The organism is Streptomyces pinistramenti, from assembly GCF_020564935.1.
Taxonomy (GTDB): Bacteria; Actinomycetota; Actinomycetes; order Streptomycetales; family Streptomycetaceae; genus Streptomyces; species Streptomyces pinistramenti.
The window spans coordinates 1-15,762 of the sequence record NZ_JAJCXB010000040.1 but is presented as its reverse complement, the minus strand read 5'-3'; the positions used below and the strand labels follow the sequence as shown (position 1 = coordinate 15,762).

Sequence of the window (15,762 nt, the reverse complement as noted above, 5' to 3'; positions counted from 1 at the left end):
TGCCTCGATCTCCGCCTGAACGGCAACCTGTGCTCCAGGAATTCCCCAAGTGGTGTCAAAGACGGGGCGGTTGGGGCCTGCAGAACTCTTGACGTCAGCCTTGGTCCAGTCCAACTTTTGTCGGTGGGCGCTCATGTTCTCCCCCCTTTCCCTCCCCACGGAAGGACCGGACACCTGATGAGGAAGCCGATCCGCATAGCCCTGGCCACGGCAGCCGCCGGAGCCTTGTCCACCGCCGGAATCACCGCCGCCGGCGCGGACACCGCGCACCCGCAGGCGATCCGCCCGGCTGCCCGCTTGGACGCGGCGCAGTTCGCCCCGTACGTGGACATGAGCAACTCCGCCGAAGGCCGGCTCGACACAGCCATCACCAGCCATGACGTGAAGACCTACACCGCCGCTTTCACCATCGGCGCCGGCTGCAGCAACATCTGGGGCGACACGCTCCCCGTCGGCAACGACCCGTACACCGATCCGGAGATCGCCAAGGCCAAGGCCGAGGGCGCCGGCGTGATCATCTCCTCCGGCGGAGCAAGCGGTGAGCCGCTGGCCTTCACCTGTACCGACCAGAGCCAGATCGACGCGGGCTACCAGAAGGAGATCACCGCCTACGGCACCAAATCCCTGGACTTCGACATCGAGGGCGCGGCCGTCGCGGACACTGCGGGCGTGGCCCGGCAGATGACCGCGATCAAGGACCTGAAGGCGAACAACTCCGGGCTGACCGCCTCGGTGACGCTGCCGGTGATGCCCACCGGCCTGACCACCGACGGCGTCAACGTGCTGAAAGCCGCCAAGACGGCCGGCGTGAAGCTGGACAACGTCAACATCATGACGATGGACTACGGGCAGGGCACCGGCACCGACATGGGCGCGGCCGCGATCAGCGCGAGCAAGGCCACCCTGGCCCAGATGCAGTCCGTGGACCCCGGCTACACCTACGCCAACCTCGGCATCACCCCGATGATCGGCGTGAACGACGACGGCTCCACCTTCAGCCTGGCCGACGCCGCCTCGGTGGCGAGCTGGGCGGCGAGCAACGGGGTCGGCCGGATGTCCCTCTGGTCCGTCAGCCGCGACCAGGCGTGCAACTCGGCTGCGAAGACGCCGGCCAAGGGCGGCAGGGACGCCACGCAGACCATGAAGCCGGCGGCCTCGCCGGTGTGCAGCGGCGTCGCTCAGTCGCCCTTCGCCTTCACCGACGCACTCAGCAACGGCTAACACCCCAGGATATCCAGGGCCGTGCGCCTGATTTCCCAGGTCACAACCGGTGTCTGACCCTGGTTCACACCACGGCCCTGGGGAGTTCACCCTCGGCCCATAGCGCCAGGGCATCCCACGCCGGCATGGGCATGGGCACGGACGCCGCCCGCATCGCCGGGCTGCGCGCCGCTCGCGCCCACCGGACGGCCTCTGTCCCGCCGTACGGCTGGGCCACCCCGGCAGGGGGAGAGGGGCACCGGCCGGCCTCGCTGAAGCGTCCTTCCAAGTGGCCTCGGGTGCAGCCGAGTTCGCAGGCCGGCGTGCTGATGGGCAGTCGGCCGACGGTTTGCCGTAATCGTTGCCAGGCGTGGACGAGGAGGGCGTCTGGTGCGCGGCCGCCGTGGAACCAGCGGCCCGGCATCGCCGTCGGTGCGCCGCCCGGCGCGACGCACCGCTGCAACACCCCGGGTGGGCACTCAACGCCGTAGCGGTGCCGAACTCCTGCCCCTTGCCGGACCGTCACTCCCCGCCGAGGGCCGGCGCCCGCGCTGCGTCGGACGCGTCGCGCTGCTCCGCGCGGGCCCTGAGACGACTCCGCCGCACGGTACGGCCACAGCCAAAGCCGCTCGGCTCCCGGCCCGGACTCAGGGCGCGGGGCTTCGTAACAGCTCCGTGACCGTTCCGATCCTCCGCCCACCGCACCGGCTGCCCCGGCATAGCGTGCCTCTGCCGACACCGGAGCCACCCTGCTCTGCCTCGGCCCACCCCCCCGCACCTCACGTAAGGAAACGCTTGTCTCCCCACATATCAACCCGTCCCCGTGGCCTGCGGCGCACCTCGACCGTTTCAGTCCTCGTCGGCACCGCCGCCGCGATCGTGGCCACAGCCTCCCCGGCGAGCGCGATGCCGGTCACGGGTGCGGAGCAGCCCCGGCCTCAGGTCTCCTGCACGTCCGCCAAGACCGGCCTTGCGACCCAGCTCGGCAAGGACATCAAGGCCGTGGTGGAAGACGCCGCACTCAAGGGACGGGTCTCCGTTGCCTTGTATGACCGCACCACAGGAACCCGGTGCGCGTTCAACGCGGACCAGCAGTACGACTCGGCGAGCGCCGTCAAGGTCATCGTTTTGGGCACGCTCCTGCGCCAGGCTCAGGACGAGCACCGGGACCTGACCGCGTCCGAGCGCACGCTCGCCACCAACATGATCACGACGTCGGACAACGACGCGACGACCACCTTGTGGAAACAGCTCGGTCTCGCCCGCATCTCGGGTTTCCTGCACCTGGCAGGCATGGAGCACACGTCCCCCGACCCGGACGGCTACTGGGGGCTGACGCAGATCAACGCCTCCGACCAGCTCAGACTGATGGCGCTGCTCACCTCGGCGAACTCCGTTCTCGACGACGGCCACCGTGCCTGTGCGCTGGACCTGTTGAACCGGGTGATCCCCTCTCAGCGCTGGGGCGTCCCGGCCGGCGCACCGAGCGATGCGACAGTGCATGTCAAGAACGGCTGGCTGCAGCGAACCGGCGGCGGATGGCGGGTGCACAGTGTCGGCGCGTTCACCGGACAGGGGCATGATTACGGCCTCGTCGTCCTGAGCGCCGACAACACCGACATGCCCGCCAGCGTCGCGGTGATAGAGAACATCGCCCGGAAGGTCCACACGGACCTCAACGGGTCCGTCTCCGGCCCGCGCAAGGCCCAGCGCCGCCAGGCCCTGCCCAGCACCTCCGACGGCTCCCTGGTACCCGACGGCAACCGGTAGGCCCCCGCCGCCCGGCTCAGGCCGGGCGGCGGAACCTGCCAATCCCCGGAACGGGACGGCCCTTTGGCCTCCGCGACGAGCCCTCCGGGGAGCGGTGGGGTGTCTTTGTGCCGGTACCCGCGGCAGGCGGCGCTGATCGCCTGCCGCGGGCATCTCACGCTTCCCGGCTCGGGCCGGGTCTGCTCGCCCGGATGACCGGCACACTGTGTCCGCCTGTGCGTCTGCCGGCCGGTCAGTGCGAGCGGGCGAGGACCGGGTTGTGCCAGATGTCGATCACGACCTGATGGGGCTTCGGGCGCGTTGCCGACGTGCCGCCCGCGTAGTTCTGGTCGACCTGCGCTGCCTCGGCCGCGTTCGGCTTGGCGTTCGTGCACGAGGGGCCGGGGCCGTGGCCGGACATGATCTCCGAGCACGGGCCGCTGTAGTCGTCGGGCAGCCCGAGGATGTGCCCGGTCTCGTGCGTCGCGACCCGGGCCAGGTCATAGCCCTCGTCCACCGCTTCCTGGCCCAGCTGCACCTCACCGCTACCGCCCGGGAACACCGGCCCCAGCGTCGACTGGGGCCAGCCGCCGGTCGCCTTGTAGACGTAGTCCGCCGAACCGGGCGAACTCGCCGGCTGCAGGTGCACGTTGTGCACCACGGCGTTCCAGTTCTGCGCTGCCTGCGTGATCGCGCCTGCCCACTGCCCTGCTTGGCTGGCGTCGTAGGTCAGGGTGACCACCGCTGCGGTCGCCTTCGGCGCGGACTGCGCCGAAACGCCTCCGGCCGCAGTACCCAGCATGGCCGGTATCAGGGCCGCCACGGCGGCTATTCGCTTGATCATGAGACTCGTGCGCCTCCTTGAGCATCAGTTGCCCCGCAAGCGATAAGGCCACCACGCAGGCAACGACCTTTACAAGTCAGCAATCGGCCGCTCTTGCACCGTCAACTCCTCGGGATCTCCCCCTGATTCGGCCGCGGCCCCGCCCCGCGGTACGCCCGCGCGCCGGCCGCTTCCCGGCCGGTACGCCACGTCGCGGGAAAGAGCAGCCGGTGCCGTTCGCCGGGCCCGCAGCACGCGGATGCCGTGTGCCTCCCGGCGGCGGGGGCTGCGCTCAGCTTGTCCGGCCGAAGGGGAGGAGCGTCCTGGCGCCGGCGGTCGCAGACGGCCTTGCCGCCGGAGCCGCCTACGCCCCGGAGACGATGTTGTGGGTGCCGGCCCGGCGCCACACGATGTGCCGTGCCCCGCAGCGCCTTTCCGCGCCGTACGACGTCGGGCGCGCGTTCGGCGCCCAGGTGAGCGCGCAGACGCCGCGGAAGTCGGTGACTCCCTTCATCGGCGGAGTACGTGCGGGTCCGTTCGTGGCGGCCTGTCCTGCCGACGTCGCATGTCAGCTGTAGATCGGCAGGCTGGGGCCGTTCACTCGTTATCGAGAGTTTCTGCTGCCGGCCGGGCGTCGAAGGCGCCCGCGAGAAGGGCGGAGTCGAGGGCCGGATCGGCTGCTTCCGCCGTCATCACTTCGTCCTCGTTGCCGAGGTTTCCTCGCTCGCCGAGCTGAACGAGATGGTTGATCAGTGGGACCGGCAGGACGGCACCCGCCGGATCGGTTCCAGGCCCAAGACCGTTGCCGGCTGCTTCGCGGTCGAACAGCCGCTGTTGAGGCCGCTGCCCGAGGAGCCGTTCGAGACGGGCGGGCTGTTCACGCCGCGGGTTGACCGCTGCGGCCAGATCCCGGTCCGCACCATCCGTTATTCGGTTCCGATCCGGCTGATCGGCAGACGGGTTCGGGTCGTGCTGCACGCTTCTCACGCTCGCCACGCGCAGATCGACCGGGGCTGACCGATAACCGCCTGGTGCGGGGCAGAGACGGCTCCGGCGGGGCGACAAGCCATGCGAGGTCCGGTCAGGCGCGTGTGTTCACGTCGGCCCAGTGGACGGCGTGTCCGGGCTCCTGGCGGTCGCCGTGCGCGGCGGTGAGCTGATCGATGATCTCCAGTCCGCGGCCGTGCTCGCCGGGAGCGCAGCTGGATGCCCGGCCGCCGTCCGTGGCGGCAGCACCTCCGTCGGCGACGAGGCCATGCACACGGCTCTGCCCATCGTCCGGCGCATGCTCCGGGAAGCTCCGCGCACCACCCGCGGCGGTACGGCTTCCTGACCCCCGGGGTGCGCTCTTCGGTGTCTCCTCCTGCAGGCAGGACCTGCTCCGCTGCCCCGTCGCGCCGCACGCGTGTCGGGCCCCGGTCCTCGCGCCTGCCCGCCATATCGGACTTCCGGAGAAGGGCGGAGAACCATGAACACCATCTCGGCACCCGGCACTGATGCCCCGTCGGCGGAGGTGTCGGACTACCCCATGCCCCGGGCGACCGGCTGCCCGTTCGACCCGCCGCCAGCCCTGTACATGCGGCAGGCCCAGGCTCCTGTCAGCCGGGTGAGGCTATGGGACGGCAGCACCCCGTGGCTGGCCACTCGCTATGAGGACATGCGGACGCTGCTGGCCGATCCGCGGATCAGCTCGGACAGCACCCGCCCGCACTACCCCCATCAAGGCCCCGGCCCGAAGGAGCGCCGGACGCAGTCGCGGGCCTTCATCGCGATGGACGACCCGGAGCACGCCCGGCTGCGCCGGATGGCCACCGCGGCCTTCTCCATCAAGCACGTGGAGGCGCTGCGGCCGACGATCCAGAAAATCGTCGACGGCCTGATCGACACCATGCTCGCCGGACCCAGGCCGGTGGACCTCGTCCAGGCGTTCGCGTTGCCGGTGCCCTCGCTGGTGATCTGCGAACTGCTGGGCGTCCCGTACGCCGACCACGACTTCTTCCAGTCCAACAGCAAGACGCTGATCAACCGCGACACAACGCGCGAGCAGGCGCGGGCGGCCACCCAGCGGCTGATCGACTACCTGGACGGGACAATCGGCGACAAGCTCGCCCACCCGGCAGACGACCTGCTCTCCACGCTGGCCGAACGGGTCCGCGCCGGCGAACTCTCCCGGCATGAAGCGGCCGACACGGGGATGCTGCTGCTGATCGCCGGTCACGAGACGACGGCGAACATGATCGCACTGGGCACCCTGGCCCTGCTGCAACACCCCGACCAGCTGGCTCAGTTGCGCGAAAGCGGCGATCCGCAGCTGGTGGCCTCGGCGGTCGAGGAACTCCTGCGCTACCTGACGATCGTGCACAGCGGACGGCGCCGCGTGGCCCTGGAGGACATCGAGATCGGCGGCCAGACCATCCGCGCCAACGACATCGGCAACCGCGATCCCGCCGACTTCCCCGACCCCGACCGGCTCGACATCGGCCGCAACGCCCGCCACCACGTGGCCTTCGGCTTCGGCGTCCACCAGTGCCTGGGCCAGCCGCTGGCCCGGGTCGAGCCGCAGGTCGTCTACAGCACCCTGTACCGCCGCATCCCGACCCTGCAACTGCCGGTAGATCTCGACGGGATCCCCTTCAGGCACGACGCCCTCGTCTACGGCGTCTACGAACTGCCCATCACCTGGTGAACGCGGCCAAGTGCCGCGCAGGGAAGGAGAATCCGATGAAGGTGATCGTCGACCAGAACAAGTGTGTCGCCTCCGGCCAGTGCGTGCTGAGCGCACCGGAGGTGTTCGACCAGCGCGAGGAGGACGGCATCGTCGTCCTCCTCACCGAGACCCCGCCCGAGCACCTGGCTGACGACGTCCGGCAGGCCACCGCCCTCTGCCCGGCCCGGGTGATCTGGGTGGAAGAACAGGAGCAGAAGGAGTGAAGCGGACCGTCATCGTCGGAGCCTCGGCCGCGGGCCTGACCGCGGCCGAGACCCTCCGCCACCGAGGCTGGGGCGGTGACCTCACCCTGATCGGTGAGGAGCTCCATCCGCCGTACGACCGGCCGCCACCGTCCAAGCAGATCCTCACCGGCGCCTGGGAGCCCGAACGGGCCACCCTGCGCCCCCCCGCAGGACCTGGCGCGGCTGGAGACCGACCTGCGGCTCGGACAGCGCGCCACCGCCCTCGACGTGGCGGGCCGCCAGGTGCGCCTGGACAACCGCGAGACCATCGGCTTCGACGCACTCATCATCGCCACCGGCGTAGCCCCCCGGCGCCTTCCTGACAGCGATCTGGCTGGGGTCCACGTCCTGCGCACACTCGACGACGCCCTCCACCTACGCGCCGCGCTGCCCACCGGGCCCCGAGTGGTCGTGGTCGGCGCCGGACTCCTCGGCACCGAAGTCGCCGCGGCCACCCGGACCATGAACCTGAAGGTGACCGTGGTCGAGCCGGAGCCCGTCCCGGTGCGGCGCCCGTTCGGCGACCGCATCGGCGCACTCGTCGGCGAACTGCACCGCGATCACGGAACGCGCCTGCGCTGCGGGATACCGGTGCGCCGGCTGCGCGGCGCAGCCGGCCGGGTGACCGGGGCGGACCTCGGCGACGGCACCACGCTGCCGGCCGACGTCGTCGTCCTGGCCCTCGGCTCCGCGCCCGCGACCCGCTGGCTGACCGGCTCGGGTCTGCGACTGGGGGACGGGGTGGAGTGCGACGCACTGTGCCAGGCCGCACCCGGCATCTACGCCGCCGGCGACATCGCCTCCTGGCACAACCAGCGCTTCTGCACCCGCATGCGACTGGAACACCGGATGAACGCCACCGAACAGGCCATGGCCGCGGCCGGCAACCTGCTCGGCGACGCCGAACCGTTTGCTCCCGTGCCCTACTTCTGGACGGACCAGTACGACACCAGGATCCAGGCGTACGGCATTTTCCCACCCGACGCGGACGTGCGGATCGTCCACGGCGACCCGGTCGACGGTTACTTCGCCGCCGCCTACGGCCACCACGGGAGGGTGGTCGGCGTACTCGGCTGGAACACCCCCCGCCGGGTACGCACGTCGCGCCGCCTGGTCGCCGAACGCGCGTCGTGGACAGCCCTCACAGACACACCCGCACTCCGATCAGCAACCGTGAACTGATCCCTGGCCGCAGGAAGCAATGACGCAGAACAGTCGCTCACCACCGTCACCGCTGTGCTGGTCGCCACCCTCGGCCCCTCTTGCGCCCCGGTCCGTATCAGCTGTGCCGCCCGTTCTCGGGCCTCCACACCCTTGCCGCTGGCATCGACCGCGAAGCCGTCGTCGCCGGCCTCACCCTGCCCAGGAACTCCGGTGTCGTCGAAGGGCACGTCAACCGGATCACGATGCTCAAACGGCAGATGTTCGGCCGGGCTGGCTTCCGGCTTCTTCGGAAACGAGTTCTCCTTCCGTGACGCGGTAACAGAAAGTCACCACGTCACGCACCACTTCCGCAGCGTGACGGTCGACGACGGCCACCGTCCTGCGGGCAAGCCGCTGCGCGCCGCCCAGAACAAGGCCGATGTCCCGCCCGGCCGCCGGACGGGCCGGGCTGGCCGCGCTCGGCCTGACAGCCCGGGAGACGGGTCTGAGCGGCAGGCTGAACCGCTCCTGAAGGAGGGCCGGCCCGGACACCGACCGGGTCGAGCGCGAGCCCCCGGAGGCAGGCGCCGACCCGGCCGCCGCGCGGCGGGCGACCGTGCTGGGACGGCCATCGAGCACGTCACCTCGTCGTGGCCGGCGCTGGACCCGGTGATCCGGGCCCCGCCAACCCCTCAGGCCGCATGGCCACCGGCCGATCACAGCACCCCCAGGTGCTGGAGCTGTGCCATGGCATCACCCGGGACAAGCCCCGGCGCGGCTGGAGCGCAGCCCCGGCGCGGGCCAGGGTGGGCACGAAGCTGAAGCACAACGGCAAAGCCGTCACGGTGGAGGAGAGGTCCGCCTCCACCGCCGGCAACGAGGCCCTGGTGCGCGACGGGCCGGGCCGCCGGTTGCGGCTGCACTGCGGGACATCCCCCCGCACGGCTCGTTGACGCCAGGGAGTCAACCAACGGCGGTGTTGTAGTTGACGATTCCCTCCACCATGAAAGCGGCCGCCCCGGCCAGAGGGTTGTCCGCACCCTTGCTCACCACGTCAGGCAACCGGTGCGCCTCTTCCTCGGTGACCGTCACCATGCCCCAGAACGCGTTGAAACCCGAAGGATCTGACGGCTTTTCGACAGCCGACCTGACGGTCACGACACCGTTCTCCTCGACCACGGCCAGCGCACCCACCTGCTGCAGCGTGTCGGGATCCCGCTCCTCGACGGCCACTACGCTCCAGCCCGTCGCCCCTATTCGTCGCAATGCGGCGAGAAGACTGCCCGTACTGTCCGCGCCGGTAATGACGATGTCAGGCAGGACAAGGGCCACCGGCCCTTGCGTCATCGGCAAGGCGGACCGGATCGCGCCGTCGAGGCCCGATTCCAACGAATCATCTTGGTAGACAAAGACCATTTGAAAGGATTCAGCGTAGCGCGCAAGATAACTCACCGTGTCGAGCTTGTGAGCCCTGAACACCACGACCAGACGCACGTTGAGCCCGCTCTTGGCGAGCTCGACAACGGCTTCCAGACTGCGGTCAAGCACAGTGACCCCAGGAGCCAGAGAGTGCAGCTCCTTCGAGTAGGGCGCACTGAAGCGCGTTCCGAATCCGGCACAGGGCAAGATGATCGAAACATCAGGGACGGACGCGGACGATCCAGGCATCGAGTGGCTCTCCGGTTGTGCGGACGATCCAGAACCCTGCGCACCTCGCCGACTACAGGCGGCCCAAGGCCGACACCGCAACGTCGACCGGAAGGCACGCTGGGCGCTCACCGTAATCACCGAAGACGGCTCCACGCGAGACCGGAGCATTGATCGACGAGATCGTCCGCGAAAAGCCCGGCGGACACCCGACGCCATCTCCAGAGGAAGAAGTCGACACCCACAGCACCGAGTTGACCCTTGAAAACCCTGACAAAAGTCACGGTTGGTGCGACTGACGACTTGTCACCCCGTGAGCGAAATGTGGGGGAGACAGCCGCAGCCGTGGCCCGTATCGGACGAACTGCGGCCGCTGACCGAGCCGTTGCAGCCGCAGCCGGCGCCGAAGCGGATGCAGGGCCGTCCACGAGTGCCGGACCGGCAAGGCCTGCACGGGATCCTGCCCGCGCTGACCACCGGCACCCAGCGGGAGCACTGCCCCAGAAGCCCGGATACGACTCCGGCATAACCTACAGGCGGCACCTGGAGGCATGGAACGAGGCAGGCAACTGGGACGACCTGCATCCCGGAGCGAGCACCACGCCCCCGCGCTCGCGTACTGGCCCGACCGGCACGACCTCGAAGGACCGTCGTCGAGAAAGCCGCCGCCGCACGCGGGGCGGCTACGACCGGCCGAGGCCGAGAGCAAGGCACACGTGAACCCCAGGCACCCCGCTGTTCAGGGACAACCTCTGCGTTGAGCACCCCACGACGTACACTGCTGCCCGCATATCTGCCACGGCAGACACATCGCCGCCGACGCGGACCGTTCGAAAGCTGACGGCACGACCGATACTCATGGGACGACAGAACGAAAGAGGACGCGGAATGCGGGTGCTGCTGTCGACATACGGGACACGTGGCGATGTCGAACCACTGGTGGCACTCGCGGCACGGCTACGGGAACTCGGCGCCGAGGTACGGATGTGCGCCCCGCCGGACGAGGAGTTCGCGGAACGGCTGGCAGATATCGGCGTGCAACTGGTGCCGGTCGGGCCACCGGTGCGAGCATTGATGCGCGGGGCGACTCTGCCGTCGGCAGCAGACCTGTCCCGGTACCGGACCGAGCTGGTCGACGCACAGTTCGACATCTTCCCCACAGCGGTCGACGGATGTGACGCGCTGGTGGCAGCCGGCCTGGCACAGATAGCCGCACGGTCCGTGGCCGAGGCCACGGACACCCGCTACATATACGCCAGCTACGCGGCGGTCCACCTGCCGTCGCCGCACCACGCGCCCCCGCCACGGCCGGGCTGGCCGGAGCCGGAGCCGAACGACAACCGGACGCTGTGGGAGCTGGACGCCCACAACGTGAACACGCAATTCGGCGAGACACTCAATAGCCACCGGGCATCACTCGGCCTGCCACCGGTGGACAACGTCCGCGACCACGTCTTCACCGACCAGCCGTGGCTGGCAGCAGACCCGGCCCTGGCACCGTGGCAGGAGACCCCGGACCTCGACGTGATCCAGACGGGCGCATGGAGCCTGACAGACGAACGCCCACTCCCCGCCGACCTGGTGACGTTCCTGGAGGCAGGCACACCGCCCATCTACATAGGCTTCGGCAGCCTGAGCCCGTCGCAGGACATCGCCCGCAGAGCCATCGAGGCACTCCGCGCACAGGGACACCGCGCACTCGTCTCCCGCGGCTGGGCAGACCTGGGCCTGATCGACGACCGAGACGACTGCTTCGCCATCGGCGAGGTCAACCAACAACGTCTGTTCGGCAAGGTGGCCGCCGTCGTACACCACGGCGGCGCCGGCACGACGATGACAGCCGCACAGGCAGGCGTGCCGCAAGTGGTGGTAGCCGCCCAGATATCGGACAACCCATACTGGGCCGGCCGCGTGGCAGACCTGGACATCGGCGCGGCACTCAACGGCCCGGCCCCGACCATCGAATCCCTGAGCATCGCGTTCAAGACAGCCCTGGCGCCCGAGACCCAGGAGCGGGCAAAAGCTCTGAGCACCAAAATCCACACCGATGGAGCGACGATGGCCGCAAACCTGCTGCTCGACGCCCTCGGGTGAGCAAGACCGGCCCCGCCCGCCGCCCTGCCCTGACCCGGACACCCACACCCCGCCGCCCTGCCCTGACCCGGACACCCACACCCCGCCGCCCCGACACGCGCAGGACCTGACCAACCGCCGACGCCCGGCGCGCCGCCCCGAGCCCAGCCACGACCACACTGCGTTCACCGAACATCGAAGAGCAGGGCGGGCCGCCGACCGAGACACCACCCACACCCAGGACACCGTCGAACCGCTCACCGAGACCCCGGCCCAGATCATGCCGACCCACCTGAACCCGGCGGCCCACGCAGCCACCGACGCCACCCAGGAACGGGCGACCACCCTGTACCCGGAGAAGTACAAGCCGACCACAACCAAGACGGAAAAGCCCTGGAAGGACACCTCACCTCGCACCACCCGACGCTGCACCCCACACCCTGCCCCAACACCACCGCCCCGGCGCCGTACGCCAGTACCTGCACGACCAAGTCGCACCCAACGGCTGCGAATGGCCCACACACATGGAAGCGGACCTGACAGAGCAGGACGACGGCGGTTACGACAACACACTGCGCTGCTCCACCGCGAACATCCGACACCAGAAGGGACAGTGCCAACTGCCCAACTGCAGAAGATCCTCGACCAGCTCATCGAAAACCAACGACCGGGGCCACACGGGGCCGCCCTGCCCGGCGCAGCACGCCCCACTTAGGCGAGCAGCTCCAACTCATCGCCCTCCAGCCGCCGTTGCCGTTTGACCCCAAGCGTCGGTTCATCGAAGAGCACCAGAGCCGCGAAACAGTCTTCCGCATCATCTCGACACCGATCTGGCCGGTCTTCCCGCCCTGGAGGGCTGACAGGTGCAAAGCCCCGGGGAGACGTGCCCGGGGCTTTGCTGCACTCTGCATGACGGGCCGGTTCAGCGACCGGCCAGAGGCGGCGTCACGTCCACTCCAAGCCCAACTCCGCGAGGGCCTGGAGTTTGCCCTCGGCGAGTTTGCCGCGCCTGCTCTTGCTGTTGGACAGGAACACCCCGAGCTTCACCGCGTGCGCCTGGCCGTCAACCACAACGGTCTCAACGTGCGTTCTGGGGACGGTCACGTGCCCTTCGCGTTCCTTGTACTGAGCCAAGGCACTGATGCCACGTTCGAAGGCCCCCACCCCGCCCCTACAGCCCTTCGCCGGAGCTTCCCCCCATGCGGGCAGCGGCTCGACACCATGCTGCGCCAGGCGTTCGCGTTGCCCCACACCCAGCTGCTCCCACCCCGCCCGCTGCGCCTGCAGCCACAAGCCGATGTCCTGGCCGTGAATGGTGACGCCGGGCAGGATCTCGGCCGGCGTGGCACCGCCGGCGAGGGCCGCAGCGAAGTCGGCATACCGGCGTTGCCAGTCGATGGGCCACCCCGGGTTCCAGTCGGGGTCGATGGCCGCCAGCGCCTGCCGACGTTCCTCCGCCCGCTCTTCATCCTGGCCGAGACCCCCGGTTTTGCGGCAATTAGCCAGCCACTGGCCCACCGCGACCCCATCCACGGACGCGTCCTTCGGCGCAGCCAGCGTCCCGTGCACAGCGAAGTAGCCGCGGGCGGCGGCCAGGTTCTTCCAGAACCGTGCATCGACGACCGACCACACCATGCCCAGCTCATCCAGCAGTTCGGCCCGCCACGCCTTCAGCGTCCCCGCACGGAAGGCCCGGCGCTGCTCGCTGACCCAGGCCCCCAGCGCATACGTGCCGCCGTTGCCGTCGTCGCCGTTGCTCTCGGTCGTCCCGATGGGGACAACGGTGTCCATCGGCACCTGGGCATGGCCTTCGGCTTCCACCCACTTGCGCAGGGCGTTGAGCCCGGACAGCCACACCTCACTGTCAGGCCGCAGCACTCGCGTGCGCAGGAAGGAGGCGATGACGTCGGGGTTGCGCGGCAGGGAGAACCGCAGCAACGGCACACCCCCACCTTTGTCCTCCCCGTCCTCGTCGCCGCGGCCGCCGGCCGCGCGCTCGGCACTCTCCTCCTGCTCCTCGGCCTCCTGGCCCTTGCCGGCCTCACCATCCGTCCCGTCCGCGTCGGCGGCCAGCTGCCCCTCTTCGTCCTCCTCGTGCTCGTCTTCCTCGCGCACGGGATCGAGGGCGACGACGGAAGTGGCCTTCCCGCGGGCGGTGGTGGTCCGCAGCGCCATCCGTTCGATGATCCGCTCGTCGTGCGCCCGCAATCCCTGCAGGACGGCGACCAACGGCCGGTAGCTGGGGGAGGCCATCATGTCCTCGGGATCTTCGCCCGGCCGCAGGAAGACGGGCACGATCAGCCGCGCCACCTTCCCCTCGCCCGGATCCTGGCGGAGGCCCCGGCCGGTGATCTGCACGATCTCCACCGGCGAACTCCGCGTGTCGGCGAACACCACGCCACCGACACCACGCCTGCCGCGGATGTCGACGCCTTCGCCCAGCACCCGGCAGGACGCCAAAACCTGAAAGTCGTTCACCCACCCCTCGGAGTCCACACCATCCGCGAACCGGTCCAGCACCACCCGCCGACGCGCCGCAGGGTGCTCGCCGCACAGCCACTCCGCCACCACCCGCTTCGGGTAGACCGCCGGATCGGTCTCATACAGCTCGGCGGCCGTCTCCGGCAACGCCCGCGCAAACGCCATCGCATCGATCGTGCGCGAGTGAAACGTCATCAACGACCGGGCACCAGTGGCATCCGCATGCTTGAGCAACGCGGCCTGCAGCGCGGCTAGCCGCCGACCACGCTGCTCCTCCGCAGACGCGTCCGGCCCCGGCGCCTCGGGATCCCTGATCTCCAGCACATCAATCTCGAAGGAGGCGAGAATCTCCCGCTCCACACTCTCCATCAGCGCGAGTTCGTACAACACCGGACCGTAGAGCTCTTCGTCGTCCATGGACGCCACCAGACGCCCACCCAAGGCCCCACAAGCACCCCCAGAACCGCCACCGCCCGATGCGCCCTGCCGCGCCGTTCCTTCGGCGGCGCTCGGGGAGGTGGCCCACAGGCGGGGCGTGGCCGTCATGTACAGCCGCCGCACCGCCGGGATCCGCGCCTGGTCGTGCACCGCCGCCCACGCCTTGCCCAAGTCCCCTGAGGTGCGGTGGGCTTCATCGACCACCAGGAGGTCGAAGGGGGCAAGCTGCTGCCCGTAGCTGCCGCGCATGGCCTGCTCCAGCACCCCCGGCGCCACCGCACCCTCGCTGCCGGCCCCGCCCTCCACGTCCTGGTCGTCCTCCAGCCCCTGAGGCGACAGCGACGCGTACGTCGCGAACACCACCATCGGCCCGCTCCCGGCCCACAGTGCCAGCTGGGTGGGATTGGTGGTGCAGCGTACGTCCAGCGACTCCAGCAGCGGATCAGACCCCAGCGAACACACCGCCACCGCAGGGCCCGTGTGACCCACCGCGCGCCACGCTTCGACGGTCTGCGCCAGCAGGTCCAACGTCGGCACCAGCACCCCCACCAGCCCTCTCGGCGCTATCCGCAGCGCCGCCATGGCGGCTGTGACCGTCTTGCCCGACCCGGTGGACGACACAACCGTCCCCCGCAACCCCCGGGCAGGCACCACCCCACCCGCCGGCCCCGAAAGCTCCTTGATAATCGCGTCCACGGCCTCCACCTGATGCGGCCGAAGCGGAATACCACCCATTCCACAACCCTCCAATCTCAGCAATTCAGCAATTCAACGAATTCTCAATCCCAAGAATTCAACGCGACAGCCTGAAGGGACTCCCAGTGATGACCTGTCGGACCCAGCACTTGAGATAGTGCAGTGTTTTCACAGACTCTACCCAGCATCACGGAGTGATGCATCACGTTCGTACGGGTAGACATGGAAGGTGTAGATGAGCGTCGGGGGACAGGGCCAGACGCCTGCAGGTCGGCCTGGAAATAAGATGGTGACATTCCATCAGTCACTAACGCTCCGTCACCCGCGACCACGCACAGTCGACAAGAATAGACGCACCCTCACTCTGCCTGTAGGTAGCCCAGTTTGAACAGATCCACAAGACTTGAGTCACCCGCCGAATAATCCTTCACACTCCCTCATTGCACCGCGTGAATTCCGGAGGAATTCAAAGCCAATTCCGGAGGAATTGGCTTACCCCCCGGAGGGGGGTGCGTCTTTATGACCCGTAGGGTCATGCGTCGTTCCTCCGGAGGAGGACG

The 15,762-nt window shown here is 69.2% G+C and carries 14 protein-coding genes; 10 read left to right on the top strand and 4 right to left on the bottom strand.

Annotation, left to right across the window (positions count from 1 at the left end):
* Positions 1-177: 177 nt before the first annotated feature.
* On the top strand, positions 178-1,221 hold the full coding sequence (locus LIU39_RS24095; protein WP_227048956.1) for a chitinase: 1,044 nt from the start codon (positions 178-180) through the stop codon (positions 1,219-1,221).
* Positions 1,222-2,079: 858 nt separating this feature from the next.
* Positions 2,080-2,970 carry a serine hydrolase gene (locus LIU39_RS24090; protein WP_227048955.1) on the top strand — a complete coding sequence of 297 codons (891 nt, stop codon included), beginning with the start codon at positions 2,080-2,082 and terminating at the stop codon, positions 2,968-2,970.
* Between the two features lie 232 nt (positions 2,971-3,202).
* Here LIU39_RS24090 and LIU39_RS24085 read toward each other — a convergent pair whose 3' ends face one another.
* Positions 3,203-3,793 (bottom strand): snapalysin family zinc-dependent metalloprotease, encoded by a 591-nt coding sequence (locus LIU39_RS24085; RefSeq protein ID WP_227048954.1) that lies wholly within the window; start codon positions 3,791-3,793, stop codon positions 3,203-3,205.
* A 343-nt stretch (positions 3,794-4,136) separates the two neighbouring features.
* Positions 4,137-4,286 carry a hypothetical protein gene (locus tag LIU39_RS24080; protein ID WP_227048953.1) on the bottom strand — a complete coding sequence of 50 codons (150 nt, stop codon included), beginning with the start codon at positions 4,284-4,286 and terminating at the stop codon, positions 4,137-4,139.
* Between the two features lie 11 nt (positions 4,287-4,297).
* Here LIU39_RS24080 and LIU39_RS24075 point away from each other — a divergent pair, with 11 nt between their 5' ends.
* The 7 genes from LIU39_RS24075 (at position 4,298) to LIU39_RS24050 (ending at position 8,820) form a co-directional block, all read left to right on the top strand.
* A complete protein-coding gene (locus tag LIU39_RS24075) occupies positions 4,298-4,789 on the top strand; it encodes a Mu transposase domain-containing protein (RefSeq protein WP_227048952.1) in 492 nt (163 codons plus the stop codon).
* Positions 4,790-4,889: 100 nt separating this feature from the next.
* A complete protein-coding gene (locus LIU39_RS24070) occupies positions 4,890-5,105 on the top strand; it encodes a hypothetical protein (RefSeq protein ID WP_227048951.1) in 216 nt (71 codons plus the stop codon).
* Between the two features lie 135 nt (positions 5,106-5,240).
* Positions 5,241-6,458: a cytochrome P450 gene (locus LIU39_RS24065; protein ID WP_227048950.1), complete on the top strand. Its 1,218-nt coding sequence runs from the start codon at positions 5,241-5,243 to the stop codon at positions 6,456-6,458.
* Positions 6,459-6,493: 35 nt separating this feature from the next.
* Positions 6,494-6,703: a ferredoxin gene (locus LIU39_RS24060; protein WP_227048949.1), complete on the top strand. Its 210-nt coding sequence runs from the start codon at positions 6,494-6,496 to the stop codon at positions 6,701-6,703.
* On the top strand, positions 6,700-7,047 hold the full coding sequence (locus LIU39_RS35325) for an FAD-dependent oxidoreductase (protein WP_308409410.1): 348 nt from the start codon (positions 6,700-6,702) through the stop codon (positions 7,045-7,047). The genes LIU39_RS24060 and LIU39_RS35325 overlap by 4 nt, the downstream gene beginning before the upstream one ends.
* Positions 6,953-7,906: an NAD(P)/FAD-dependent oxidoreductase gene (locus tag LIU39_RS24055; protein ID WP_308409409.1), complete on the top strand. Its 954-nt coding sequence runs from the start codon at positions 6,953-6,955 to the stop codon at positions 7,904-7,906. The genes LIU39_RS35325 and LIU39_RS24055 overlap by 95 nt, the downstream gene beginning before the upstream one ends.
* 662 nt (positions 7,907-8,568) lie before the next feature.
* Complete coding sequence (locus tag LIU39_RS24050; protein WP_227048948.1) at positions 8,569-8,820, top strand: hypothetical protein; 252 nt, start codon at positions 8,569-8,571, stop codon at positions 8,818-8,820.
* A 10-nt stretch (positions 8,821-8,830) separates the two neighbouring features.
* Here the strand turns inward: LIU39_RS24050 and LIU39_RS24045 are convergent, their stop codons facing one another.
* Positions 8,831-9,415, bottom strand: coding sequence for a glycosyltransferase family protein (locus tag LIU39_RS24045; RefSeq protein ID WP_227048947.1), 585 nt, complete (start codon positions 9,413-9,415; stop codon positions 8,831-8,833).
* A gap of 987 nt (positions 9,416-10,402) precedes the next feature.
* Between LIU39_RS24045 and LIU39_RS24040 the strand changes: the two genes are divergently transcribed.
* Positions 10,403-11,608, top strand: coding sequence for a glycosyltransferase (locus LIU39_RS24040; protein ID WP_227048946.1), 1,206 nt, complete (start codon positions 10,403-10,405; stop codon positions 11,606-11,608).
* Between the two features lie 924 nt (positions 11,609-12,532).
* Here LIU39_RS24040 and LIU39_RS24035 read toward each other — a convergent pair.
* Complete coding sequence (locus tag LIU39_RS24035) at positions 12,533-15,202, bottom strand: helicase associated domain-containing protein (protein ID WP_443743002.1); 2,670 nt, start codon at positions 15,200-15,202, stop codon at positions 12,533-12,535.
* Positions 15,203-15,762: the final 560 nt, after the last annotated feature.